27 protein-coding genes are annotated in these 23,406 nt (G+C 71.0%); 13 read left to right on the top strand and 14 right to left on the bottom strand.

The annotated features are described in order from the left end of the window. Positions 1-26: 26 nt before the first annotated feature. Positions 27-629 (bottom strand): NADPH-dependent FMN reductase, encoded by a 603-nt coding sequence (locus tag ACZ7HQ_RS26080; protein ID WP_470994435.1) that lies wholly within the window; start codon positions 627-629, stop codon positions 27-29. Positions 630-809: 180 nt separating this feature from the next. On the opposite strand from ACZ7HQ_RS26080, the gene ACZ7HQ_RS26075 reads away from it, so the two are divergent. The 7 genes from ACZ7HQ_RS26075 to ACZ7HQ_RS26045 all read left to right on the top strand — a co-directional run bounded on the left by ACZ7HQ_RS26075 (position 810) and on the right by ACZ7HQ_RS26045 (position 5,554). Next, entirely contained in the window at positions 810-1,493 is a 684-nt protein-coding gene (locus tag ACZ7HQ_RS26075; RefSeq protein WP_470994355.1) for a TetR/AcrR family transcriptional regulator, read from the top strand. 70 nt (positions 1,494-1,563) lie between these two features. Further along, positions 1,564-2,142 (top strand): TetR/AcrR family transcriptional regulator, encoded by a 579-nt coding sequence (locus ACZ7HQ_RS26070; RefSeq protein ID WP_470994353.1) that lies wholly within the window; start codon positions 1,564-1,566, stop codon positions 2,140-2,142. Positions 2,143-2,526: 384 nt separating this feature from the next. Continuing rightward, on the top strand, positions 2,527-3,168 hold the full coding sequence (locus ACZ7HQ_RS26065; RefSeq protein ID WP_470994351.1) for a DUF2637 domain-containing protein: 642 nt from the start codon (positions 2,527-2,529) through the stop codon (positions 3,166-3,168). 172 nt (positions 3,169-3,340) lie between these two features. Next, on the top strand, positions 3,341-3,472 hold the full coding sequence (locus ACZ7HQ_RS26060) for a hypothetical protein (RefSeq protein ID WP_470994350.1): 132 nt from the start codon (positions 3,341-3,343) through the stop codon (positions 3,470-3,472). Positions 3,473-3,782: 310 nt separating this feature from the next. Continuing rightward, the gene (locus ACZ7HQ_RS26055) at positions 3,783-4,745 is read left to right on the top strand and encodes a hypothetical protein (protein ID WP_470994348.1); all 963 of its coding nucleotides are present in this window, start codon (positions 3,783-3,785) and stop codon (positions 4,743-4,745) included. Positions 4,746-4,793: 48 nt separating this feature from the next. After that, the gene (locus tag ACZ7HQ_RS26050) at positions 4,794-5,258 is read left to right on the top strand and encodes a RipA family octameric membrane protein (RefSeq protein ID WP_470994346.1); all 465 of its coding nucleotides are present in this window, start codon (positions 4,794-4,796) and stop codon (positions 5,256-5,258) included. After that, positions 5,255-5,554 carry a DUF7701 domain-containing protein gene (locus ACZ7HQ_RS26045; protein ID WP_470994344.1) on the top strand — a complete coding sequence of 100 codons (300 nt, stop codon included), beginning with the start codon at positions 5,255-5,257 and terminating at the stop codon, positions 5,552-5,554. The genes ACZ7HQ_RS26050 and ACZ7HQ_RS26045 overlap by 4 nt, the downstream gene beginning before the upstream one ends. An 83-nt stretch (positions 5,555-5,637) precedes the next feature. Here the strand turns inward: ACZ7HQ_RS26045 and ACZ7HQ_RS26040 are convergent, their stop codons facing one another. Both ACZ7HQ_RS26040 and ACZ7HQ_RS26035 read right to left on the bottom strand, forming a co-directional pair. Beyond that, a complete protein-coding gene (locus ACZ7HQ_RS26040) occupies positions 5,638-6,513 on the bottom strand; it encodes a hypothetical protein (RefSeq protein ID WP_470994342.1) in 876 nt (291 codons plus the stop codon). Between the two features lie 5 nt (positions 6,514-6,518). Then, positions 6,519-6,716, bottom strand: coding sequence for a hypothetical protein (locus ACZ7HQ_RS26035; protein WP_470994341.1), 198 nt, complete (start codon positions 6,714-6,716; stop codon positions 6,519-6,521). A 259-nt stretch (positions 6,717-6,975) separates the two neighbouring features. On the opposite strand from ACZ7HQ_RS26035, the gene ACZ7HQ_RS26030 reads away from it, so the two are divergent. Continuing rightward, entirely contained in the window at positions 6,976-7,965 is a 990-nt protein-coding gene (locus tag ACZ7HQ_RS26030; protein ID WP_470994339.1) for a helix-turn-helix transcriptional regulator, read from the top strand. A 128-nt stretch (positions 7,966-8,093) separates the two neighbouring features. Here ACZ7HQ_RS26030 and ACZ7HQ_RS26025 read toward each other — a convergent pair whose 3' ends face one another. The 6 genes from ACZ7HQ_RS26025 to ACZ7HQ_RS26000 form a co-directional block, all read right to left on the bottom strand. After that, positions 8,094-9,089, bottom strand: a complete 996-nt coding sequence (locus tag ACZ7HQ_RS26025; protein ID WP_470994337.1) for a DMT family transporter — start codon at positions 9,087-9,089, stop codon at positions 8,094-8,096. Between the two features lie 89 nt (positions 9,090-9,178). Beyond that, positions 9,179-9,922, bottom strand: a complete 744-nt coding sequence (locus ACZ7HQ_RS26020; RefSeq protein ID WP_470994335.1) for a 2OG-Fe dioxygenase family protein — start codon at positions 9,920-9,922, stop codon at positions 9,179-9,181. Between the two features lie 35 nt (positions 9,923-9,957). Further along, positions 9,958-11,199, bottom strand: a complete 1,242-nt coding sequence (locus tag ACZ7HQ_RS26015; protein ID WP_470994333.1) for an argininosuccinate synthase-related protein — start codon at positions 11,197-11,199, stop codon at positions 9,958-9,960. Between the two features lie 609 nt (positions 11,200-11,808). Beyond that, positions 11,809-12,231: an arsenate reductase ArsC gene (locus ACZ7HQ_RS26010; protein WP_467259873.1), complete on the bottom strand. Its 423-nt coding sequence runs from the start codon at positions 12,229-12,231 to the stop codon at positions 11,809-11,811. A gap of 28 nt (positions 12,232-12,259) precedes the next feature. Beyond that, positions 12,260-12,994 (bottom strand): MIP/aquaporin family protein, encoded by a 735-nt coding sequence (locus ACZ7HQ_RS26005; RefSeq protein WP_470994330.1) that lies wholly within the window; start codon positions 12,992-12,994, stop codon positions 12,260-12,262. Continuing rightward, positions 12,991-13,362: an ArsR/SmtB family transcription factor gene (locus ACZ7HQ_RS26000; RefSeq protein WP_470994327.1), complete on the bottom strand. Its 372-nt coding sequence runs from the start codon at positions 13,360-13,362 to the stop codon at positions 12,991-12,993. Before ACZ7HQ_RS26000 ends, ACZ7HQ_RS26005 begins: the two co-directional genes overlap by 4 nt. A 105-nt stretch (positions 13,363-13,467) precedes the next feature. Between ACZ7HQ_RS26000 and arsM the strand changes: the two genes are divergently transcribed. Next, a complete protein-coding gene (gene arsM, locus ACZ7HQ_RS25995; RefSeq protein ID WP_470994325.1) occupies positions 13,468-14,361 on the top strand; it encodes an arsenite methyltransferase in 894 nt (297 codons plus the stop codon). Between the two features lie 73 nt (positions 14,362-14,434). Here arsM and ACZ7HQ_RS25990 read toward each other — a convergent pair whose 3' ends face one another. Both ACZ7HQ_RS25990 and ACZ7HQ_RS25985 read right to left on the bottom strand, forming a co-directional pair. Further along, entirely contained in the window at positions 14,435-14,935 is a 501-nt protein-coding gene (locus ACZ7HQ_RS25990) for an NUDIX domain-containing protein (RefSeq protein ID WP_470994322.1), read from the bottom strand. Between the two features lie 35 nt (positions 14,936-14,970). Then, positions 14,971-16,323 (bottom strand): tetratricopeptide repeat protein, encoded by a 1,353-nt coding sequence (locus ACZ7HQ_RS25985; protein WP_470994321.1) that lies wholly within the window; start codon positions 16,321-16,323, stop codon positions 14,971-14,973. Between the two features lie 225 nt (positions 16,324-16,548). On the opposite strand from ACZ7HQ_RS25985, the gene ACZ7HQ_RS25980 reads away from it, so the two are divergent. From ACZ7HQ_RS25980 to ACZ7HQ_RS25965, 4 genes are all read left to right on the top strand, one after another. After that, positions 16,549-17,298, top strand: coding sequence for a hypothetical protein (locus ACZ7HQ_RS25980; RefSeq protein WP_470994318.1), 750 nt, complete (start codon positions 16,549-16,551; stop codon positions 17,296-17,298). Between the two features lie 83 nt (positions 17,299-17,381). Further along, positions 17,382-18,293 carry a phosphotransferase family protein gene (locus ACZ7HQ_RS25975; protein WP_470994315.1) on the top strand — a complete coding sequence of 304 codons (912 nt, stop codon included), beginning with the start codon at positions 17,382-17,384 and terminating at the stop codon, positions 18,291-18,293. Between the two features lies 1 nt (position 18,294). Then, complete coding sequence (locus ACZ7HQ_RS25970; protein ID WP_470994312.1) at positions 18,295-18,987, top strand: class I SAM-dependent methyltransferase; 693 nt, start codon at positions 18,295-18,297, stop codon at positions 18,985-18,987. A gap of 30 nt (positions 18,988-19,017) precedes the next feature. Continuing rightward, positions 19,018-19,596 (top strand): HAD domain-containing protein, encoded by a 579-nt coding sequence (locus tag ACZ7HQ_RS25965; protein WP_470994309.1) that lies wholly within the window; start codon positions 19,018-19,020, stop codon positions 19,594-19,596. A gap of 101 nt (positions 19,597-19,697) precedes the next feature. On the opposite strand, the gene ACZ7HQ_RS25960 is transcribed toward ACZ7HQ_RS25965, so the two are convergent. From ACZ7HQ_RS25960 to ACZ7HQ_RS25950, 3 genes are all read right to left on the bottom strand, one after another. After that, a complete protein-coding gene (locus ACZ7HQ_RS25960; RefSeq protein ID WP_470994308.1) occupies positions 19,698-21,413 on the bottom strand; it encodes a relaxase/mobilization nuclease domain-containing protein in 1,716 nt (571 codons plus the stop codon). Next, complete coding sequence (locus ACZ7HQ_RS25955; protein WP_470994306.1) at positions 21,410-21,970, bottom strand: MobC family plasmid mobilization relaxosome protein; 561 nt, start codon at positions 21,968-21,970, stop codon at positions 21,410-21,412. Before ACZ7HQ_RS25955 ends, ACZ7HQ_RS25960 begins: the two co-directional genes overlap by 4 nt. 336 nt (positions 21,971-22,306) lie before the next feature. Continuing rightward, complete coding sequence (locus ACZ7HQ_RS25950) at positions 22,307-23,095, bottom strand: DUF2637 domain-containing protein (protein WP_470994304.1); 789 nt, start codon at positions 23,093-23,095, stop codon at positions 22,307-22,309. Positions 23,096-23,406 lie beyond the last annotated feature (311 nt).

Raw genomic sequence — 23,406 nt, 5'->3', positions numbered from 1 at the left:
TCCCCCGCCTCTCTTCCCCGCCGTCCTCAGCCCGCGTACGGGCGCTCGGCCCGCGCGGCCCGCAACGCCCGCCCCCACCAGACGAGTTGACCGAGCATGCCCTTCGCGGCACCGGCGCACACGGCCGCGTCCCGCGGGATGCCGTCCTCGCCGAGGCCGGACCAGGGACCGTGCAGGCTGACCGAGTCGCGCACGGTCGTCGCGTGCAGTTCGGCGAAGACCAGCCGGAGCTGCTCGACCGCGCGCAGCCCGCCGCCGAGGCCGCCGTACGAGACGAAGCCCACCGGCTTGGCCTGCCACTGGGCGTGGTGCCAGTCGACGAAGTTCTTCAGGGACGCCGGGAAGCTGTGGTTGTACTCGGGCGTGACGACGACGAACGCGTCGGCGGCGGCCAGCCGCGGTGAGACGTCCCGCAGTGCGGCGGCGGCCTCGGGGCTCGGCGAGCCGCCCCAGCCGGGCAGCACCAGCGGCAGGTCGACCTCGGCGAGGTCGATGACGTCGAAGTGCACGCCCTCGTCCCCGGCGGCGGCGCCGAGGAACCAGTCGGCGACGGCCCGGCCCTGCCGGCCCTCCCGGACGCTGCCGACCACGACGGCGACGCGCAGCGGTACCTCACCGCCGACGGACACGGTTTCCTCCGCGACGGCTTCCTTGCTGGTGACAGACACAGGTGTCCCCCTATCTCCGGCTTCACCGGCTTCGGGACGGCCGCTCGGTGCGGTCGCCCGGACAGCAAAGTACAACGATCGTTATAGAAAGTACAACGCTCGTTGTAAGTCGGGTAGAGTGGCTGCTCACAGGAGGCAGGTGTGGGCGAAACGAACGAGTCCCGGCTGGCGCAGGCGCGACGCGAGGTCTCACCGCGCAAGCTGGAGAAGCAGATGGCGATCGCGAGCGCGTCCTGCACGCTCTTCGGCCGCGAGGGCTACGCGCGCGCCTCGGTCGACGCGCTGGCCGCCGAGGCCGGCGTCTCCACGCGCACGCTCTACAACCACTTCCCCGGCGGCAAGGCACAGCTCTTCCAGACCGTGGTGACCTGGACCTCCCACGAGGTCCGCGACGCCCAACTGGGCACCCTGCACGCGGTGCTGGACCCCGAGCGGCCGCCGCGCGCCGAGGACCTGGAACGCGATCTGGTCGCCCTGGCCCGCGCGTTCGTCGGCCTCATGGCCGACTACCCGAACCACTTCGCCCTCGTCCGCCACATCCACGCCGAGGCCGACCATGTGCCCCCGGAGGTCCTCAAGGCCTGGCACGAGGCGGGCCCGGCACCGGTCGGCCGGGCCCTCGCCGAGGCGATGGGCCGCCTCGCCGCCGCCGGGCTGCTCGACCTGCACGGCGACGCGGCGATGACCGCCGCCCACTTCACGGCCCTGACCGCTCACACGATCGTCCAGTTCACCCACTACGGCGTTCACCCCCTGCCGCCGGCGGAGACGGACCGCCTGATCAGGGGCGGGGTGGCGGCGTTCCTGCGGGCCTACGGGGCGTGACGGAGCAGGAGGAGGGGGTCCCGCCACCGGATGGGGGCTGACAACTTCATCTGGAGTACTCTCAGCGTCCATGGTGAGACGCAACGACCAGCGGCGGGCCGCGCTCGTGGATGCCGCCATCGAGGTGCTGGCGCGGGAAGGGGCGCGCGGGCTGACCTTCCGGGCGGTGGACGCGGAGGCGGGTGTGCCCCCCGGTACGGCGTCCAACTACTTCTCCAACCGGGACGACCTGCTCACCCAGGCCGGCGCCCGCGTCTACGAGCGGCTGCAGCCCGACGAGGCCACGATCGCCCGCCAGCAGACGGCCGGCCGGGACCGGGAGACGTACGCGGCGCTGATGCGTGAACTCGTGGGGCGGGTCGCCTCCTTCCGCACCGGTTACCTCGCCCTGCTGGAGCTGCGCCTGGAGGCCACCCGCCGTCCCGAGCTGCGCGCGGTGCTCACCGAGCGGGTCCGCGCCGACCTCGCCGCCAACGTCGCCTATCACGAAGCCTCCGGCCTCCCCGGCGACGCGACCGCCGTCAAACTGCTCTACCTCGCCCTCAACTGGCTGATCGTCGAGCAACTCACCCTGCCGGACGCCCTCTCCGAGGCGGAGCGGGACGCGCTGGTGACGGCGGCGGTCGAGCGGATCGTGACCGGGGCCTGAGCGATCCGGCCGCCGCGGCAGGGCCTTCGGCGGCCGGATCGGCCCGATCTGCATTCACGGAATGCCGTTTCCTGGCTAAAAGCATTTTCGCCAATTGCTGTCATCAGACCCGCGGGATACTGCTTTTGGGCCATGGAAACACCCGAATGCCGGACACCCCGGCCGCCCGAGGGGCTCGTTAGGCGGTCGTGATGACACGGACTGAGAGGCTCGGAGCCGGGAATCTTCGCTCAGCGCTCACACTGCAGACGGATCCCGACGACAGCGACGCGTACTTTGACGGATGTTCGGATCTCCTCGACGAGTTCCTGAGGAGAATCACACAACTGGAAACCGAGTACCTGCAGGCGATGGTGGGGCTATAGGACTTACGTGATGGACAGGATGCAGGACGAAGACATCTTCAGCGACTCCGAGTTCAGCACGATCGAGATAGAGTGGGACCCGGTCGAAGAGCTGGCGCAGATGCTGTCCGCCGCGTCCGGCGCGAACCCCGAGCCGAGCCCGCCGCACGAACGGTCCAGCCACAGACGCGCGCGACGACGGATCCGTACGGAAACCCGCTCGCCCGAGAACAACCGGAGCGCTCACGTCACGGCCCTGGTCGCGACGATCTCGGTGTGCGCGATCTGCATGCTGGGCTGGTCGTTCTCCTATTCTTATACCCAACTCCGCGCCACCGCCTCCTCAGTACTGCCGATGCAACTGGCCCAGTGGTGGCCGCTGACGGTATACGGCCCATGGCTCGTGGCGGCCCTTTCCATTCTGCGGGCCACGGTTCAGGGGCGTAGTGCCCGGAGGTCCTGGGGTGTGGTGCTCGGCGCTTCCGCCATGGCAGTCGCCCTGTGCGTCAGCCACTCATCACATTCACCGCTTTCACTGATCATCTTCGGAATTCCACCGATCACCGCTCTGGTGTGCTTCTGGGAGATCGTCGGCCAGGTCTCGTCCAAGGTGTCCAAGCCCCGGCACGCGGCACACAGTCGGCGGAACTCCCAGCCCCAGGGGTCGTACGAGGCCTCGTGACGCGCACGGCCCGTCGGCGCCTCGGCGCCCGGGCCGGCCGGAGCCGGCCCGGGCCTCACGCTGGTGACCCAGCGTGTTCGTTCGACATGCGGAGTGTGCGGGTCTACGCAAGCCTGGGCTCATTCCGGCAAGACACAGGTCTTGCCGGAGGACCCAGAAAGGACGGTTCACCATGCGACACATCGCTGCCCTGTTCACCGCCGCACTCCTTGCAGTTCTTGCCATCCCGGCCGGTACGGCCTCGGCTGCCGACGGCCACGGCCACGTGTGTGACGGCCACACGATCAGCACGCTCTGCTGGTGATCTCTTCTCGAACAGGGACAGGCCGTGGCCGTGACGTCGCGGCCTGCCCCCCTTCCCCCGCCGGTCCCGGGCCGGTTGCCCCGAGTTAGGCCAACTCCCTGGGGAAGCCCTGCCCGTTGCCGTATCTTCCGAAGTGTCCGGGGCTGCCGGAAACGACACGGGGGACGCGAGGGGGACTGCGCGTATGAGGGGGAGCCCGAACTTACCGCCGGACGGCCCGGGGCCGCGCGCTCGGATTCCGTCACCGCGCGGTGCGCAGCGGGCGTCCAGAGGGCGGGTGCTGATCCGTGCCGGATGGACCCTGCGGATCGTGGGTGCGGCGGCGGGCATTCTCGGGTTCGCGATCTTCAGGGCGAGCCTGCAGAGCGATCAGTGGTCCTCCGTTCCCCACGCCCGCTGGTGGTTGCGCCTGCTGGGGGCGGTGGTGGCCTTCTTCGGCGGCGCGACGGTCTTCACGATCGGCCGGCATGTCGTGGTGCGCGGAAAGCAGCACGTCGCCGACGTCGTCGACTCCCTGGACGGCCTGCCCGGCACCCCCTACCTGCTGTACCTGCGCCCGTTCTCCCACGACGAGGTCATGGGCTCGTTGCCCGACGACGTCCAAGGGGGCGGAAGCGCCCAGAACTTCTTCCTCGTCTCGGGGCTGACGCACGAGGAGTCGATGGTCCGCCGCTTCCGGCGGTTCGGGCGGGTCGTCGCGATCGGCCGGCCCGGCGAGGAACTACCGCTGCCGGGAGCGGCCCGCGGGTACCTGCCCCTGAACGACTGGCAGTCCACGGTGAGCAGCCTGATCGCGGGCGCACACGCCGTGCTCCTGTCGGCGGGCCCCGGCCCCGGCACCGTCTGGGAGTTCACCGAGGCGGTGCGCCTCGTACCAGCGACGCGGCTGTTGCTGCTGGTCTACTGCGACGCCCCGGCCTACGACCACTTCCGCGAGGCCGTCACGAAGGAGTACGAGCGGCGGTCACGCACCGAACCAGGGGCACGGGGCTCGGGGGTGTGGCCCCCGCTGCCCGGCCTGCCGGCGTTCCCCTCGCCCGCTCGCCCTGAGCGGCCGCGCTGGGAGGTCCTCCTGAACGGCGGCCGCAAGCGGCTGCGCTGGGACTTCCCCCTCAAGGGGCTGGTCGTCTTCCGGCCGGGCTGGGAGGCGAGGTTCATACGGTTCGACACCACGACCGTCCGGCTGTCCAGCACCTGGACGCTCAGCCGACTGGTCAAGCGCGAACTCCAGCCGGTCATGGACCAGTTGACGGCACTGGAAGCACGGCACTGACGAGGGGGCGGGAAGCGGCATGCGGCAGGTGCTCGTGAGGACCGACCGGTGACGGCCTCCAGTGGGCCGGACCACCGGCCGGAGCTGCTGGAGCTGTACAAACTCGCCGTGGAGATGGCCGACCGGGTCTCCGCCCGTCGCGGCAACGCCAACGCCTTCTTCCTGTCGGTGCAGTCCGCGCTGGTGACGCTGGTCGGGTTCGGCTTCCCCAGGCTCTCGGAGTCACCCTGGTGGGTGCCGCTGGCCGTGGCCCTGGCGGGCGTCACCCTGTCCGTCACATGGTGGATGCAGCTGCGCAGCTACCGGGATCTCAACCGCGCGAAGTTCGAGGTCATCCTGAGGCTGGAAGCCCGCCTCTCAGCGAAGGTCTTCGCCGACGAGTGGGACGTTCTGCGGCAACACCCGATTCCCAGCCGGCGCGGCTACACCGAGTTGGGCACGTCCGAGCGCATCGTCCCCCTCGTCTTCGCCGTGGCGCACCTGATCCTGTTTGCGGGCACACTGTCCGTGTGACCTACCTCGACTCCCTCGCCGATCTCATACGGTCCTGCCTGCCCCCGCAGGCGAAGCCCCCCGCGGGCTCCGACGACCTGTTCCGCCTGTATGCCGTGCTCCTGCGGGCCAAGGGGGAAGAGGTGACCGACGAGGACGTTCACGACGCCTGGTGCGCCTGGATGCAGACGGTGGACAGCGGCCACAAGGCGCTGGTCCCCTTCAGCGAGCTCGACCAGGAGACGCGCGCCGCGGACACGCCGTACACCCAGGCCATCCACGAGGCGGCCCGCCGGAAGGCCGGCGGCCGGGAGTAGCCCCCGGACTTCGGGGGCGGGGCACACGTCTACCCCCGGCTCGGGCTCACCAGCTCCCATTCCTCCAAGGGTCTGAGCGGGAGTCAGACCGCCTGGGTGTCCGGGACGGTCAGGGTGACCTCCCGGGCCGCCGCCCGCACCGGGCACACCGCGGACAACCGTGACACGCGCCGCCCCTCGCCGAGCACACTTCCGTCCGGACCGATCAGGAGCGCCGAGCGGGACAGGACCCGCGAGGCGAGCCGGGCGCCCCGCAGCGAGGAGTCCTCGGCCAGGGCGGCGGCCAGCGAGGCCATGACCGCCCGGGTACGGCGGACCAGACACGGCTCGGCATGGACGGCCCACACGGGCAGCCGCGCACCTGCGGTCACGAGCGCGTCGAACGACGGCAACCCGCAGTCCGCCACCACCAGCACGGCCCGCCACGACTGCCCCTCCCGCGCGCGCAGGAGGGCCGGCAACCGGTGCTGTGGGGCGAGCAGGGCGAGGACGTCACCGGTACCCCCACCGGTTCGCACGGCGAGCCCCGTCGCCCGTGCCCGCGCGGCGAGCAGCCCGGCCGGCCCGGTGCTGCCGTCGTCGTCGCACGCCACCGTCAGCGCCGTCGCGGCGAGGGCGAGCGCGGCGTCGGTCAGGGCGCGGGCGAGGTGGGTTTCGTCGGGTGCCCAGCTCAGCGCGGGCGCGCGGCCGGGGAGCAGCGGCAGCAGACAGGGGAGTCCGGCCTGCCGGTAGACGTCCAGCGCGCCGTCGGCGACCGACGGGTCTGCGTGGCCGACGACCGCCGTGAAGCCGCCGGCCGCCACGGTGTGCGCGACACCGGGTGTCTCGTGGAAGACCTGCCAGTCGGCCGTTCCCGGGGCGACGCCACGGATCCGGTCCACCTCGGCGAGGAGGACGGTGCCCGCGGCCGTTCGCGGCCCGGTGAGCGGGGCGACGACGGCGACGGCCGGTACGGGCACGGCGATCAGCCCCAGATGAGGGAGTCGGAGCCGGCGGCGACGGCCGTGGTGCCCGCCGCCGGTGCACCTGCGACGGCAGCGCCGCCCGCGAGCAGCGCGGCGAGGGCCACGGCGGAGGCGACACGCAGGAGCCGGCGCCGGACGGACACGGGGGACAGGAGGGACGCGGGGAACAGGACGGACGCGGCGGACGGAGCGGGCATGGCGAACCTCCGGGATCGGGGGGCTGGGTGTGCGGTGCGCGAGTACGCGGTGCGCCGTCAGCATGTGCCGGGACGGTCACCCACCACCATGTCTGCGCTGGTTCCGGGACCGGCCATGGCCAGGCCCGGACGGCTCACCCGGCTCCCGCCGCGTCCGTATGCCGGACCTTGTCTGGCCAGCTGAGCAGGGACGTTCCTAAGATCCACTGGGCGCCCGGCCGGGGGGCGGTCGCGCCGGGGGACGACATGGAGAGGCCCGATGGATGTGAAGGAGCGTGCGCAGGAGCTTTACCGCATCGCGCTGGAGGATGCGAACTGGCGCCCCGAGAGCGTGATCGGCGAGCGTGGCTGGAGCGACGCGGAGTTCGCCGACGCCATTCAACTCCTCAACGGACTACGGCTGTTCGTGTCGGCCCCGGACAGCGGGAACGGGTGGACGGCGCTGTCGCCCGACACCGCGCTGCGCAACCTCCTCGTGGAGGAGGAGCAGCACACGGCCGGGCTGCTCAGCTCCGTTCAGCGCACGCGTTCCGCACTGACGCGGATCCTCACCGACTTCCAGCCGGTGCACGCACGGGAGTTGCTCCCGGTGCGGATGGAGGTGGTGACCGGTGCCGCGAACGTCTCGGCGGTGCTGGAGGACGTGTCCCGGCGGGTCGAGGAGGAGCTGCTGTCGCTGCACCCCGGACGCGCGCTGCCCGCTCAGATGGTCGAGTCGGGCCTGGAGCGGGACCTCGCGGTGATCGGGCGCGGGGTACGCATGCGCACGATCCACCTGGGCTCCGCGGCGGCCGTGCCGCACATGGCGTCCTACCTGCGGCGGCTGAGCGCGGCCGGGGCGCAGGTGCGCACCGCGCACACGCTGCCGCTGCGGCTGATCATCGTGGACAGCTCGACCGCGCTGGTGCCGGCGCCGCCGTCGGCCATCGGTGAGATCACGGCGGTGATCCTCCGGGGAGAGACGCTGGTCGGAGTGTTCCGGGAGATCTTCGAGCACTCCTGGGCGGCGGCGAACGTGCTGACCGACGCGGCGGCCGGGCCGGACGGCGCATGGCGTCCCGAGGGACGCCACCTGGAACTGCTGCGGATGCTCGCGGGCGGACTCACCGACGAGGCCATGGCCCGCAAGCTCGGCGTCTCCGAACGCACGATCCACCGCCTCGTCTCCGAACTCACCGAACGCCTCGGTGCCGCCAGCCGCTTCCAGGCCGGAGCCTGTGCCGTCCGGCTCGGCTGGCTGGACGCCTGACCTCACACCGCGGCCCCAGGGCCGGCCCGGCGGATCCTGGACGCGGGGCCCCGGCCCGCCCTTGCTCACTGCCCCAAGGGCGTGGGAGGACCCCATCGCCCCCGCTCACCTGCGCTGATGAGGCGCCGTCACCGTCCCGCGACCTGATCCGCCGGACGGGCCCCGGTCCCGGCGGCCTCGGCTCCCGTCCCTGCGGCCGCCGTTTCCGCGGCGTTCGCGGTTCCCCGTTCCCGGTCCGCCACCGCTCGCCCCCACGCCGTACCGGCGAGCACCAGGACCGCGCCGAGCAGGCCCAGCCAGCCGGGCCGGTCCCCGCCGACGGCGATGCCGACCGCCGCGGCCCACACCGGCTCCGTGCCGAGCAGCAGGCTCACCCGGGACGGGGAGGTACGGCGCACCGCCCACATCTGCACGAAGAACGCGAACAGGGTGCAGAACGCGGACAGATAGATCAGCCCGAGCCAGTCCCCGGCGCCGAAGCCGGCCGCGGCCGCCCAGGGCGAGGCACCGGTGCCCGGCAGCGCCACCAGCACGGCGAACACGACGACCGCCCCGCCCAGCTGGACAGTGGTCAGCGACAGCGCGTCCGCTCCGCGTACCGACTCCATGCGGGACATGGCGAGGACATGCACGGTACGGGCGACGGCGGCCCCCAGCATCAGCAGGTCGCCGCCGGTCGGGGCGCTGAAACCGGCGCCCTGGGTGAGCAGCGCCACGCCGAGCACCGACAGCCCGGCGGCCGCCATGAAGGCGCCCGGCAGCCGGGTGCCGCGCACCCGGCTCTCGGCCAGCGGGGTGAAGACCATGGTGAGGCTGATGATCAGCCCGGCGTTGGTCGCCGAGGTGTGCACCACCCCGTACGTCTCCAGCAGGAAGATCCCGGCGAGGATCAGCCCCAGCAGTCCGGCCCCGCGCAGTTGCACGGCGCTCAGGCCGCGCAGCCGCCGCCAGCCCGCGGCGACCAGCACCGGCAGCGCCACGGCGAACCGCAGCACCAGCACGGCCAGCACGGTCCGTTCCGTGGTGACACCCTTGGCGGCCAGATAGCTGGAGCCCCACACCACCGCGACCAGCAGGACGGGAAGATCGGTCAGCCGGCCGCTGCGGGCCGCGGTGACGGTCATGGGCACTCCTCTGCGGAACTGGGGACGACGGTGCTGCGAAGACGGTGCTGCGAAGGGGACGGGCGCCTGGCGCGCGCGGCGGTCGGCACTCAGCGTGCTGTGTACGCGATCACCAGGACGTCACGGTGTGCCGGCAGCGCGGGGTCCACCGGGTGCACCGGGGTCACCGAGTGCAGCGTGCGGCGGTCGTCGCCCAGCAGCAGGTCACCGGGCTCGGACAGCGTAGTCGTCAGCAGGTGGGCGCCCGAGTCGGCGTACACCCCGCTCTCGCCGCCGCCGACGTTGGTGCGGCCGATCAGCAGCGAGGTGATGAAGGTGACCCCGTCGCGGTGCCGGCCCTCGGGAGCGGGCTGACCCACCTGTCCGTCGGCGGCGCTGATCCGGTACGGGTGCAGCTTGACGTTCCAGCGCCGGGTGCCGTCCGTGTCCCAGCCGAGGGCGGAGCTGAAGATCCGGCCGAGCGTGACGAGCACCGAGCGCAGCAGCGGGTCGCCCGCGAACGACACCGTCAGCGGGTCGAAGATCCGCTCGATGCCGCCGTTGAGCGGATTGACGTCGGTCTCCTGCCGGTACGGCTCGTGCGGCAGCAGCGTCAGCTCCCCGGCGGCCGGATCCAGGTCGAACTGGCCGTAGCGGCGGAAGCGGTAGGTGCCGCCGTCGGCCATGTAGGTGTCCAGGGTCAGTTCGTCCCAGTGCGCGGCGAACCGCGCCCAGTCGGTGGCGTCGACACCGAGCAGCGAGGACAGCTCGGCCGACGGCATCAGATGCCCGCCGGGCCCGGACAGGGCGGCGACGGCGTCGAGGGCGGCGGGGTGGGCGAGGGCGGTGGTCATGGGTGCAGCTCCGTACGTCGTGAAAGTGGGGGTGGTCAGGCGGTCACGGGAAGCAGCGCGGGGACGGCGGGAGCCTCGAACGGCGCCGACTCGGCGGCGATCGCCAGCTCCTCCCACTCCTCCCGGTCCCGCAGGTACAGCGGCCGGCCGGCGGTGATGGACCGGGTGTCGGCACCGCCCGTGCGCAGCCGCCAGGTGACGCTGCCACTGGTCCGGGACGCGCAGGCGTCGACGAACGACTGGGCGGCCAGCCGTAGTTCGCCGAACCACCGGCCCTCCAGCGCCTCCCGGACCCACAGCTGCTCCAGGTGCCGCTTCTCCCGGACGAGTTCGGCATCGAGGCAGGCGCTCTCGATGTGCCGGTAGGTGCTCAGCAGCAGCCAGGCGGCCGGCATCTCGCGGATCTCCAGGACCTTCTCGCCGTGGTCCAGGTGCTCCAGGCCCGAGTAGCGGCCCAGCCCGTAGGCGCCCACGCGCCGGTTGAGCAGCTCGATCAGTTCGGTGAGCGGCAGCCGGGTCCCGTCCAGTGCGACCGGGCGGCCGTTCTCGACGGTGACGGTGAGCAGTTCGGTGGCGCCCGGCGCGGCGGTGGGCCGGCTCCACGCGTACATCTCCTCCGGCACCTGGTGCTGTTCGGGATCGTCGAGGATGCCCGACTCGAACTCGCGGCACCACAGGTTGGAGTCGCCGCTCACGATCCGTCCGGCCAGCAGGTCGACCCCGGCGGCGCGCAGGGCGGTCAGCTTGTCCTCACGGGTGACGGGGTCGAGGTCGTACGGGCTGCCGTACGCGCCCTCGTACCCGAGCAGCGCCAGCGCTCCGTTGAGCCGGCGCAGGGTGTTCTGCGAGCGGTTGGCGGTGTGCAGGACGGCCTGCGCGCCCAGCGAGCGCGCCAGCTGCACCGCGGTCTTCGCGATGAGCGGACGGCTGAGCGTGGAGCTGACGGGGTGGATGCCGAGGTACACGGCCTGCGCGGCGATGGCCGGTGCGACGAAGCGGTCGGCGAACTCCGCGCGCCGGTCGAACAGGTGGAGCCGTGCCCCGAGCGCCTCGGCCACCTGGCGTTTGTAGGGGCCGGACTCGTCCTCGCCGATGTCCACGCTCACGGCGTGCACCTCGCGCAGCCCCATCCGGCTCAGCCGCAGCAGCAGGTAGGAGCTGTCCAGCCCGCCGCTGAACAGGGTCACGACCGGTCGGTCGGGGTCCAGGTCCGCGAGCTGGCCGAAGGAACGGACGAGCGGGGACGGTGCGGTGTTCGCAGCCTCTGTTGTGGTCACGGGGAGCAGACTTCTGCCCGGCGGCGCCTGGCACAACGCTTTCCCGACGGCCGCGCCCGGCCATGACCGGACCCGGACGCCCCACGCGGCGGCGGGCTCCGGTCGGTGGACACCGGCAGGCCCTGACGCGCCGGCCAGCGTGCCCCCGCCCGCCCTTCACCCCGACGCACTCCGTGGCGGACGGCATGCACCCCGCGATCGTCCGGCCACCAGGCCGGCGGCCCCAACGCCTGCCGTACTTCAGGAAACGAAGCAGCGCCCGAGCCGACCGAAGCCGACTCAGGCGCTGCACCGCAGGTCAGGGGCCATACCCCCCGCCTGTCGTCCGTAGGCCCTGTGGGACTCGAACCCACAACCAATGGATTAAAAGTCCTGGCCAAGGCTTGCCGGGTGGTTCCGGGCGATGCGTCAGAGTCCGGAAGTGCCTGGTCAGGGCATGTGCGCCATGATGGGCGGTGCGGCTCGTGACAGCTCGTGCCGCACCGTCCGCTCACGCATCGCTCACGCATAAGGCGCCCCTGAGCAGCAGGTTTGCGTCTTGCGAGCAGCGCGACGAGTCAGTGGCGCGGTAGCACTCCCGCCGAGCCGAGCCGAGCCGACTCGTAGTGGTCATGTCGCCGCAGGGATGCCGAGCTCGGCCAACAGGTTGCGTACCCGCTGTTCGATGGCGTCCCGGATCGGCCGGACGGCGTCGACACCCTGCCCGGCGGGATCGTCCAGCTGCCAGTCCAGGTACCGCTTGCCGGGGAAGACGGGGCAGGCGTCCCCGCAGCCCATCGTGATCACCACGTCCGAGGACTGCACCGCCTCGGTGGTGAGGACCTTGGGTGTCTCGGCAGAGATGTCGATGCCCACCTCCGCCATTGCCTTGACCACGGCGGGGTTCACCGCGTCGGCGGGGGCGGAACCGGCCGACCGAACCTCGACCTGGTCACCGCCCAGGTGGGTCAGGAACGCGGCGCCCATCTGGGAGCGGCCGGCGTTGTGGACGCAGACGAACAGGACCGAGGGGCACGGGGCGGAGGTGCTCATGGCAGGCGTCTTTCCGGGAGAGAGTGGATCAGGAGGAGGCGAGCTCGGGTTCGCCGTGTGGGACGACGGCCTCATCCCCGGCGGGGACGGGACGGCCGTACACAGCGATCACGACGCCCAGCCCGAGCACGGCTCCGACCATTTGGGCAGCGATGAACGGGGCGACGGAGGCAGGGGCGATTCCGGCGAAGGTGTCGGTGAAGGCCCGGCCGATGGTGACTGCCGGGTTCGCGAAAGAGGTCGAGGAGGTGAACCAGTAGGCGGCACCGATGTACGAGGCCACGGCCACCGGTGCGAGGGAGGCATTGCCGATGCGTTCGATTCCGAAGATCAGCAGGATCAGCACGGCCGTGGCGACCACCTCACCCAGCCACAGGTGAGAGGCGGACCGGTCGTGCGTGGACCAATGGGCCAGCGGCCTGGCGAACATCGCGTCGGCCAGGATTGCCCCGCCAACGGCCCCGGCGATCTGTGCGGGCACGTACGCGGCCACGTCTCGCAGGGTGAGGCCATCGGGCTTGCGACGGCCGGTGAACCAGACGGCGAGGGTGACGGCCGGGTTGAAGTGCGCGCCGGAGACCGGCCCGAGCACGGCGATCAGCACACCCAGGCCGAAGACGGTGGCGAGGGAGTTGGCGAGCAGCTGCACGCCCACGTCTTGCGACAGCTCGGTGGCCTGGATGCCGGAGCCGACGACGACCGCAACCAGCAGCCCGGTCCCGATGGCTTCGGCGGCGACACGGCGGCCCAGGGACGCGGTCACGCGGTGGCTCCGGCGGTCTGCGGCGCGGTCAGGAATGCGGCGAGGCGGTCCAGGACCCCGGGCAGCACCCAGTAGTAGACCCAGGTCCCGCGCCGCTCGCAGTCGATGAGCCCGGCCTGCCGGAGCAGCTTGAGGTGGTGGGAGATCGTCGGCTGGGAGAGCTCGAAGGCCGGCGTCAGCTCGCACACGCAGACCTCGCCGCCCTCACCACGGGAGGCGATCATCGACATCAGCCGGAGTCGGACAGGGTCGCCCAGGGCCTTGAACACCTTCGCCAGCTCGGCCGCCTGGCCCTCATCCAGCGGCGAGGACAGTCCGGCGCAACACGCGGCGTCCTGCCCGATCACCTCAAGCTCTTGTTTCGACATGCCTCTATGTTGACGTTTTTCGATTCAAGGCGCAAGGTTGCATCAATGAACGTCAATACAGGCCGTTCCGGGGCACCGCCATGCCCCGCCCCCTGGGAGTGAGTCATGAGCGAGCAGTCCAGTGACCTGCGTGAAACCGTCCGCCAGCGCTATGCGGCGGCGGCCATGAAGGTGACCGAGGGCGGCGCCGCCTGTTGCGGGCCGCAGCCGGTCGAGGTCGACGAGAACTTCGGCTCGACCCTGTACGCCGCCGACGAGCGCGACGCCCTCCCCGCTGAGGCCGTCGCCGCCTCCCTCGGCTGTGGCAACCCGACCGCCGTCGCAGAGCTGCGGGAGGGTGAGCGCGTCCTCGACCTCGGCTCCGGCGGCGGCATCGACGTCCTGCTCTCGGCCCGACGCGTCGGCCCCACCGGCAAGGTGTACGGGGTGGACATGACCGACGAGATGCTGGCACTGGCACTTGCCAACGCTGAGAAGGCCGGCGCGACGAACGTCGAGTTCCTGAAGGGCACCATCGAGTCCGTCCCGCTGCCCGCGAACACCATCGACGTGGTGATCTCGAACTGCGTGATCAACCTGTCCGTCGACAAGCCCGCCGTGTTCGCGGAGACCTTCCGTGTTCTGAAGCCAGGTGGGCGTATCGGCGTCTCGGACGTCGTTGCCGACGACTCACTCAGCCCCGACCAGCGTGCCGAGCGCGGTGACTACGTCGGTTGCATCGCCGGCGCGCTGTCCTTCGCCGAATATCGCGCAGGGCTGGAAGCCGCCGGGTTCACGGACATCGAGATCACCCCAACCCATACGGTCGCGGACGGAATGCACTCGGCGATCGTCCGGGCCACCAAGCCGGTAACGACCGACACGTTTTCCGAGGCTGGAGAGTCGCCCGACGCCTGCTGCGGCGTCAACGCCTGCTGCACTCCGGCCGAGGCAGCGGTCGACCCAGCCCAGACCGTCACCGAGGCCAAGGCCGCATCGGGGTGCGGCTGCACCGGCTGAGGCACAAGCCCTGGGGCCCCGGCCCCTTCCCGGTTGGAGGGGCCGGGCCCAGCAGCGGCTGAGCACCTGCCTGCTACTTCCATCCGTCAAGTGAGACTTGAGGACCGTCACTGAGGTAGCTGTGAAGGGCGCTGGCAGTGGTGTCGACGAACTCCTCAGGGATTGCGTCGGCGTCGACCCAGCGGACCTGGGCATGCTTGCGCGGCTCGCGGTTTTCGGGCTCGCCCGTCCATTCGTGGGCAGCGAAGACGACGGTGAGGAAACCGTTGGGAGCTTCGACGCCCCAGGCACCGTGGATGATGTGGGCCACCTTCAGGGCCTCCGGCTTCACTGTCAGGCCGGTTTCCTCGTACAGCTCGCGTACGGCGGTCTCGGTGATCGGCTCGCCGGGCTCGCTCTTGCCGACGGGCAGGTCCCACATGCCCTGGGCGAACTTGGCGTTCTGGCTGCGCTGGAGGAGGACGACGCGGTTGGTGGCCTTGTCGTGGACGATGACGGCGCCGACCAGCAGGGTCATGGATTCGAGGGCGGGCTTGAGGGCTTTGGGCTGGTCGTCGGTTGTCCGCTGAGCCACGGTTGTGTCCCTTCGTCGGCCGGTTGGTGGGCAGCTTAGGCCAGTGCTTCGCGTGCGCGACGGGCGAGTTCGGCGGCTCCGGGCACTCTGCGACGCTGGTAGATGGCGAGGGTGGAACGGAGTGAGTTGATCGCTTTGCGGGTGCGGTCCGAGGTCATGCCCTCCATGAGGGACAGGGCCTGGGACCAGGCGGCGACGGCTTCGTCGGCTCGGGCTTGGGCGGCGAGGCTGTCGCCGAGGTCGGCGTAGGTGAGGGCGTGGACACGCTTGTACTTCTCGGGGTCCCAGCGCACCAGGGCGTCGCGGTGTTGTTGCTCGGTGCCGACGTGGTCGGCGAGGTCGGTCAGGGTGCGGGCGGTGTGGCTGGCGACGGTGCCGGCGGCTGGACCGCTGACGCGGGAGTAGCTCGGCTGGGGGCCGTCGTCGCGTAGGAGGGCATCTTCGGCGGCGAGCAGGGCGCGGGCCGCTGCGGGCCTCTCGCCCACAGCGGCGTACGCGCGGGCATGGGTGATGTGGAGCAGCGCCTCGGTCTGGCCGTCGACGCGGCCCAGGCCGCGGGTCAGTGCGCCCTCGACGAGGTCGACGCAGTGGTGGGGTTCCTTGAGGCTGAGGGCCTGGTGGGCGAGGGCGCGCATCATCCAGGCGGCGTGACCGTGCGGGTCGGCTTCGCAGGCGAGTTGGTAGCCGACCTGGTAGTAGCGCTGGGCGGCACCTTCCTGGCCCAGGTCGTGGTGCTTCCACCCTGCTAGGTAGGCGAGTTCGGCGACCGCTCCGAAGGCTGCCCGGCGTAAGGCTTCGTTCGGGAACCGCCCTCGGAGCATGGGGGCTGCGGTGTCGGCGAGATACGCGGTAACGGTGGTGAGGCCATGGCCGCCACCGAGACGCTCGTCGGCGGCACTGAAAGCTGCGGTGATCTGGCGTACGACGTCCACGTCCTCCGCACCGACCAGGGAGCTACCGGTGCGAGCCCGGAGCATGCGGGCAGTGGCTTCGTGGTCGTACGCAAGGGGCATGGCGACGCCGGCTGCGGTGAAGGCGGCCACGGCCAGGAAGCGTCGGCGCTCGACGTCGGCACGGCCCAGGTCGGTCGCGGCGAGGACGGGATCGGCCTGCTCGGTCGGTGCCTCGCCGCCACGGAGACCGATCTCCGTCTCGGTGATCGTGCGGCCTGCTCGCCGGGACAGTGCCTCGGCGAGGTACCGGGCGGTCCGGCCGGTCGGCTGGCGGTTGCCGTTCACCCAATGGGAGACAGCCGACTTGTTGGTCTGGAGGGTCTCTCCGTTCTCAGCCGCGATGCGTCGGATGTCCTTCGCCAGAGCCTCGTAGGTACAGCCCGTCGCCTCGATGGTCTCGCGCAGGCGCGAGTTGGGTTCTCTCTGCGCTGCCACGACCGCCTCCGCTCCGGAGCTGTAAACCGCGTATACCGCTTCGACTGCCTCTCACCGTACCCACTGTGCGTGACGGCGTGTTCACTGAGTATCAGCCGCCCGGCACGGTCCGACACCGTGACCAGGCTCCCCCCTTCGGCCGGGCGGCTCCCCGAAGTTCCGTACACCCGCTCCGGGTTCGGGCACGCCTGTGCCCGAACCCGGCCGATCAGAGACGGAGACACGGTGACCACCATCGACACCACGGCCATCACGGTCGAGCTGCCCCAGGCGTTCGACGCACGCTGGAGCCGCCTGCCGGGCATCCAGATCCACGGCCGGCGCATCACGATCAACCCGGCCGAGTACTTCTTCCGCTTCGAGTCCAACACCTGGCTCGTCGCCGACTGGGAGCTGGTCAAGTCCCAGCTCCTGGAGGTGCAGGAGACGACCGAGAGCGCGGTCGAGCAGCTTGCCCTGGACTTCATCAAGGCCCACGGCGAGTCCACCTCGGACGCCGCCCGCGTACTGTCCACCGCCTACGAGGTGTACGCCTACCTGTTCCGCGACGAGCACCTCGCCGGCCTCGGCCTGCCGCAGATCACCGCCGAACACCTGCGGATGCTGCGCGAGGCAGCCACGCTGATGGCGCTCAACAAGGTGGAGCTGGACGGGCACATCTCGAACGTCGGCCCGTGCTGGTTCTTCCCGGCCGCGACCTCGGTCGTCTTCGACCTGGACGACGAGATGGGCGGGATGCTGGACGAGGTTTACCACGGTGGGTGGTTCAACGAGCACCGCCGCATCGAGTCCATCAAGGCCCACGCCGCCCTCGGTGGTCGGCTCGTGCACGGCTGCCAGTCCGTGCCGGATCAGGCCGGCGGCGTGGTCGCCCCCTACGGGGCGTCGATGACCGCCTTCCGCGACGACCTGGCGGCCTTCAAGGCCGGCTGGATGGAGGAGGTTTACGCCCACCGCGTCAGCCCTGCCGCATAGCACCCGCACCGCACGCTCGGCTCCGGGGCGGGCAGGCACTTCTCGCCCGCCCCGGACGCCACCACCGCACTGGAGAGCCCTTCATGGACGCGACCCTCAACGCCGAACTCCTGGACAACCTGCTGACCCTCGCCAACCAAACGTGCGCATCGCGTGAACAGGTGCGCGTCTGGTCCATGTCCGGCGTCGAACGCCTGACCTTCACCGACGGCAGCACCGCCATCTTCAAGTACGCCAGGAGGCCCTTCGACAGGGAGGACCAGGCACTCCGGTTGGCAAAAACGCTCGGCGTCCCCGTTCCTTCCGTTCACGCCTCCGCAGTCCTGGACGGCTGGCTCGGGATGCTGCTGGAAGACCTCGGCGCTCCCATCCGCGAAGCCGACGACCTCGACGGCGCCGCCGCAGCCGTGGTTCTGCACCGCACCCGCACGGCCGCCGCCCTGCCGGTCCTCGATCAGGACGGTCTGCACGGCCTCCCGGCGCGGGCCTTGGAACACCTCGGCCACCTGCGCAAGGCCGACCGGTGGGAGGACACCCTCGACATCGAGGACGCGCTCGACCGCATCGCCCAAGCCGCCGAGACGCGCTCGGCCGGTGCCACAGTCGGCCCGTTCGGCTGGGTGCACTCCGAGTTCCACCCCACCAGCCTCCACATCGGCCGGCGCGGCTGGCGGCTGCTGGACTTCGCCCGCGCCTTCACCGGCCCCGGCCTGCTCGACCTCGCCAGCTGGCACGGCACCATCGAGGACCCCGACCCCGTACGTCTGCGCGTCTTCCTGGAGACGTACGTCACCGAGGGCGGCACCCCGGACGCCCTCGCCGAGCGTGGCGGGCTTCCGGCGGAGAAGTGGGCGCTGGGCTGGCACCGCGTCTGGGCCGTCGAGTGGTTCATGGAGCAGTCCATCCGCTGGATCAACGACCCGGCCACCGACACCGCCTACATCAAGGCCGTACGCCGCCACCTCACCGACGTCCTCCGCCTCCTGGAGGTCTGACGTGCTCGCCCAGGCATCCCCGTGGTACGTCCACGCACTCCAACGCACCACGGCCAGCCCCGCCGAGCCGCTGTCCGTCCCCGCGCGCATGGAATGGACCACGCGGCCCGGTAGCGGACCCGGCGCCGAAATCCTCGGCCCGGATCTGCGGCGCAAGCGACTGCTGGAACTCGGCTGCGGCCCCGGCCACAACGCCGCCCACCTCGCCACCCGCTACGGCGCCCACGTCACCGGCGTCGACCTCGTCGGCCTACAGGTCCGCCGAGCCCGCTCCCACTACGGACGGCTGAACAACCTCACCTTCGTCGCCGGCCACGCCCTGCACTACCTGCAGGCTTCCGACGAGCGCTTCGACGCGATCTACTCCGTCTTCGGAGCGATCGGACTCGTAGCCCCCGAACTGCTGCTCCCAGCCATCGCCCAGCACCTCAAACCCGGGTGCACCCTCGCCTTCTCGGTTCCGCACCCTCAGCGGGGCGGCAGGCGGCCTTCCACCGATGACCGTCCCGGCCGGGACTACGTCACCCTCCCCGATCGCACACGCCTGCCCATCGCACGCTGGGAGTTCGACGCCGACCGCTGGGAGAAGCACCTCGGACGAGCGGGTCTCTGGCTCGCCTCGGCCCAGGAATTCCACGACGCCCGCCACGGCCTCTGGCCCACCACTCTGCTGATCACCGCGTGCAAGCTCTGACCCCAGCCCCCGGCCCCCTGGGAGAACCCGATGCGCCCGCCCTACCTACTTCTCGACGTCGACGGCGTCCTCATCCCCTTCCCGGACGCGGAAGGAGCCGGCCCCGAGACCCACACGCGCCACGATGTCGTACCCACCGGCCGGACCGCCGACAACCCGGTCACCATCTGGCTCAACCCCGCGCATGGCCCCCTGCTCATGCACGTGATCCGAACCGGCCTGGTCACCCCCGTCTGGTGCACCAGCTGGCGCCAGGACGCCACCACGCTCATAGGCCCGCTCCTCGGCCTCCCGCCCCTGCAGCACGTCGACCTGCCGCGTCCGCAGATCACCACCAGCCACCCCAACGGCTACCTGTGGAAACGCGACCACGTCGACGCCTGGCTCGGCGACGCACCAGCCATCTGGATCGACGACGACTTCACCAACCTCGACCACGAGTGGGCCAGGGAACGCACCGCCCGTGGCCATGTCACCGCCCTAATCCAGCCGGACCCGCACGTCGGGCTCCTGGCCAAGCACCTGGTCGAGGTCCTGGCTTGTGCCGCCCTGTTGCGCGTCTCGCGGGCTGATGCCTCAGGCGTCCCATGTGAAGCGAAGGTCGCCTAACGCGGCAAAACCGCAGGAATCGCTGATGCCATCGCCACCGAGAAGGAGCGAGGGCATCAGCGTTGACAGCTATGTCGCCGGGGCGCAGGCAGTGTTGGTCCCTACCGACGCTGCCGGTGCTGATGTTCGGTGAGCGTCGATGCGGCAGCTGTGATCTGGTGGCCACGGCTCTGGGAAGTGCCGACCGAGCCCGCGATGGTCGAGCGTCGGCGGGCGGCTTCGGCGCGGCGGTTGGGGGCCGGGTTTCGGCCGGTGTGCTGGATGCGGGTGATCAGGACGCGGGCGGGCTGGCGGGCGGTGGTCAGTTCGCGTTGGGCGGCGGCCTCCTTGAGTAGCTGGTGGGGTTGGTGGCCGCGGGCTTCGGCGTCGGCGAGGACTGTGGCGAGCGCGGGCCAGGCCGGGTCGGCGAGGATCCGTTCGGCGTGGTCGGGGACGGCTGCCCGTACGTCGCTCGCGAGAACGCGGCGGGCTTGATCCCTGGGCGGCCGGGCTGCGAGTTCGGTCAGCGTCGGGGCGAGGGCGCGGTCTGCGGCTGTCTGGAGGTGTTGGACGGCCTGGCGGGCGGCGTCGGCCTGGTGGGCGTGGTTCTTCGCTTCGTGCCAGCGCCTGGCGACGATGGTTGCCCAGAGAAGGGCTGCGAGCATGGCGGCGAGTGTGCTGCCGTCGGGGCCGGTGGCAGTGTGGACGATGTCGCGTGCCGCGTTGCGCAGGGCGTGGGCGGCTCGGTCCTCGGCGCGGATCTGGGAGCGCTGGGCTCGGGCGAACGCCGTGGATGCGGCTCGGAGTTCGGCGCGCAGGTTGTCGGGTGCCTTCTGGGCGGCGGCTTCGAGCAGCTCACCGAGGGCTGCGATGTGGGCCTGGGCGTGTGTGTCGTCGGTGAGGTCGGTGTGGAGGGTGTCGAGTGCCTCGGTGGCCTGGCGCCAGGGGGTGCTGGGGCGGTTGCGGCGGGCGGTGGGGTGCTCTTCAGGCCCGCTGGATTCGAGGCGTGCCTTGATCTTGGGCAGGGAGAGGTCGGGGGCGATCTTGCCTCCCGGGTGGAAGATCTGCTCACCGTTGTCGTTGAGGTCGCCGGGGCGGCCGACGGCGTATCCGAGGAGGTCGCCTGACGGTCCGCGCCTGGTCTTGACCTCGATGCCATCGGCTTCGAGGTAGGCGATGAACTCCTCGGCGCCTGTCACGTGGGGGATGGCGGCGCGGATGGAGTCCTGGAGCCACTCGGTGCTGGTCTGTTCCCATCCGAGGCGTTCGGCCTTGTGCAATTCGGCCTGGGTGGGTCGGCGGGCACCAGTACGGTCGCCCTTCTTGAGTTGCCGCAGCCCGTAGTCCTTCTCGATCTGGCGGCAGGCGTCGCCGACGCGCAGGCCGCTGTCGTGGAGTTTGGGGCGGCGGCCGTCTTCGCGGACGGTGGTGGCGAGGATGTGGATGTGGTCGTCGGCGTGGCGTACGGCGATCCAGCGGCAGGCAAGGTCGTCGCCGGCGGGTGCGATGCCGGCGGCCTGGACGATGCGCTGGGCTATCTCGCCCCACTCGGCGTCGGAGAGATAGCGGTCCTCGGGTGCGGCACGGACGGGGCAGTGCCAGACGTGATCGGTGACCTTCTGTCCAAACTCGCTGTTGCGCAGCCGCACGGGTTCGTCGAGGTAGCGGGCGAGTTCGGTAAGGGTGGCGTTCTCGTCGCGGCCAGGGTCGGGCATCCCGAGCATGGCGAACCCTGCGACGATGTGTGGGTCGAGGTGTTCGTCGTGGCGTCCGGGGCCGTAGAGGTAGGCGAGCAGGCCGCGGGTGTTGGAGCCTGCCGGTTTGATGGCGGCGATCACGCGGACACCTCCGTCTCCGGATCGACGGGCTGGCGCAGGGCCTCGGCGATCAGTTCCAGCAGCTGTTGGAGTTCGGTCAGGCGCTGGCGGATGTCGGGTGGGGTGTGGTCGCTGTTGAGGACGCGGGCGATCTGGTTGACGTTGACGCCGATCCGGTTGAGCTGGCGCAGAACCTGGGCGCGGAAGATATGAGTGCGGCGGCGGTCCTCGGACAGAGGCAGGTTGGCGGTGAACCGGCCGGTGATGAAGGCGAGGACGATGTCGGCGGCGAATCCGGAGTGGCCCTTGTAGCCATGCTGGGCGGCAGTGTCCTGAAGCAGGGCGAGCTGGTCGGGGGTGAAGCGCAGGGGGCCGACGCGCTCGACGCGCTTGGTGCCGTTGAAGCGGCGGATGGTGGGCTGCACGCTCTGCACAACGGGCTCGCCGGTGTAAATCTCGGCGGTGCGGGCAGGGCGGAGAACTTCGCGCTGGACGGCGTGGAGTATGTCCTGGTCGGGGCCGCCCTCGGTCACGACCTCCTGGTCCTGCGCCCCCTGGCGCTGGGCCGTCTCCGCCACCCCTGGGGCGGAGACCCCCGAAGTCCGGCCTTGAGTCGGACTCGGGGTACTACTGGCTCCGCCAGGGGCACCCCGTCCGAACGCGCTCCTCAGACGGCCCATCAGCGTAGGGGACTTCGCCTGGGTCAGTGGCTCGTCGGCAGGGTGGCCGGTGCGGGACAGGGGTGACGTCACGGGAGGTTCTCCGAAAAGGGGCGCAATGCGCATGCGGGTCGTAGGAGAGGGCTGGCCGGCACTGGCGGCCAGCGCGCGGTCCACAGGTTGTGGATGAGCGGGCGACGTGGCTGGCTGGCCGGGGTGACCGGAAGGGCTCCGGTCACCCCGTAGCTGTTCCGGTCAGTTGCCGTCCGGACCGGTTTCGACGGTGGCTTCGATCTCGGGCCGCAGGACGCTCATCACGTCGGTCTGCCGCTCGCTGCTGATCGTCAGCCCCTTGTCCTTGACGGACTTCCGGAGGAGGGACCGGGTGAGCGTGCCGTGCTCGGCGAGGGCAATCCGGCCGATCTCCACGAGTTCCTCAAGCGTGGCGCCAGGTGGGCGGCCACCGCGTGGCCTGCGCTCCGCAATCGCGGAAGGTGGTTCCGGCGGCTGGGCAGGTACGGCGGGCGCCTGAGCGGTGGGCTGCGCGGAATCGGCGGCCCTGGCGGGGGCGGTGACCGGTGGTTCCGGCGCCTGAACCGGCGCGGGATCCGGATGGCCTGCGGGCTGGTCGACAAGCTGGTGGATCTGGCGCATCAGGACACCGAAGGCCAGCAGCGCGGCGGTCGGCGGAACCGCAGCAACCACGTAGTCGAGCAGCGGCACGGTGCTCGCACTGCCCGTGCCGTTGACCCCGGCCACGTTGAGCGCGATGGAGCCGACCGATCCAGTGGCCGTGAGGGCGATTGCCCACTTATCGGTCACCCTGCGCAGGCCCGCGCGGAGCATGAGCAGTTCGCCCGCGATGATGAAGGCGTCCAAAGTGGCTGGCCAGGCCCAGCGGCGGGTGGGAGAGCTGCGCAACCCGTGTTGGCCGGCAACCTCGGCGAGGTGCGCGTACGACAGCCAGAATCCGCTGATGGTGAGGGCGACGATGACGACTCCGGCCGCACCGAGCGTGTATCGCTCGATGTCCTGCTTGGTCATCGACAGCCGTCCTTCGTCGGGGCGGTGCGCCCGACTCATGGGGGTGGGGAGGGTCAAGCGGGGTGCTCCTGGGGTGGGTGGTGTGATCCGTCTTGCCGTCTTGGCCGTTGCAAGCGCAGGTCAGGGCCGGTACGGCAGGGCCTTGATCTGCCGTACCCGCGGCGTTCGCGTGCCGTCCGGCGTGTGCGGGGCGCGGCCTCGCGGCGCGCGATCGGCCGGTTGCGTCTCGATGTATCCCCTGCGGGCCGGGACGGCACCGTTACGTCGTGCCGTCCCGGCGGACTGGGCTTTGACCTGCGGTGATACGGCGG

It is taken from the genome of Streptomyces sp. NPDC037290, from assembly GCF_055603245.1.
This window is presented reverse-complemented; position numbering and strand designations above follow the sequence as displayed.

Bases quoted from the DNA above. Each gene is read 5' to 3' on its own strand.
- ACZ7HQ_RS26070 (WP_470994353.1), top strand. From the start codon at position 1,564: ATGGTGAGACGCAACGACCAGCGGCGGGCCGCGCTCGTGGATGCCGCC.
- ACZ7HQ_RS26060 (WP_470994350.1), top strand. From the start codon at position 3,341: ATGCGACACATCGCTGCCCTGTTCACCGCCGCACTCCTTGCAGTTCTT.
- ACZ7HQ_RS26035 (WP_470994341.1), bottom strand. From the start codon at position 6,716: ATGCCCGCTCCGTCCGCCGCGTCCGTCCTGTTCCCCGCGTCCCTCCTG.
- ACZ7HQ_RS26020 (WP_470994335.1), bottom strand. From the start codon at position 9,922: ATGACCACCGCCCTCGCCCACCCCGCCGCCCTCGACGCCGTCGCCGCC.
- ACZ7HQ_RS25975 (WP_470994315.1), top strand. From the start codon at position 17,382: ATGGACGCGACCCTCAACGCCGAACTCCTGGACAACCTGCTGACCCTC.
- ACZ7HQ_RS26030 (WP_470994339.1), top strand. From the start codon at position 6,976: ATGGATGTGAAGGAGCGTGCGCAGGAGCTTTACCGCATCGCGCTGGAG.
- ACZ7HQ_RS25950 (WP_470994304.1), bottom strand. From the start codon at position 23,095: ATGACCAAGCAGGACATCGAGCGATACACGCTCGGTGCGGCCGGAGTC.
- ACZ7HQ_RS26010 (WP_467259873.1), bottom strand. From the start codon at position 12,231: ATGAGCACCTCCGCCCCGTGCCCCTCGGTCCTGTTCGTCTGCGTCCAC.
- arsM (WP_470994325.1), top strand. From the start codon at position 13,468: ATGAGCGAGCAGTCCAGTGACCTGCGTGAAACCGTCCGCCAGCGCTAT.
- ACZ7HQ_RS26065 (WP_470994351.1), top strand. From the start codon at position 2,527: ATGCAGGACGAAGACATCTTCAGCGACTCCGAGTTCAGCACGATCGAG.
- ACZ7HQ_RS25965 (WP_470994309.1), top strand. From the start codon at position 19,018: ATGCGCCCGCCCTACCTACTTCTCGACGTCGACGGCGTCCTCATCCCC.
- ACZ7HQ_RS26000 (WP_470994327.1), bottom strand. From the start codon at position 13,362: ATGTCGAAACAAGAGCTTGAGGTGATCGGGCAGGACGCCGCGTGTTGC.
- ACZ7HQ_RS26025 (WP_470994337.1), bottom strand. From the start codon at position 9,089: ATGACCGTCACCGCGGCCCGCAGCGGCCGGCTGACCGATCTTCCCGTC.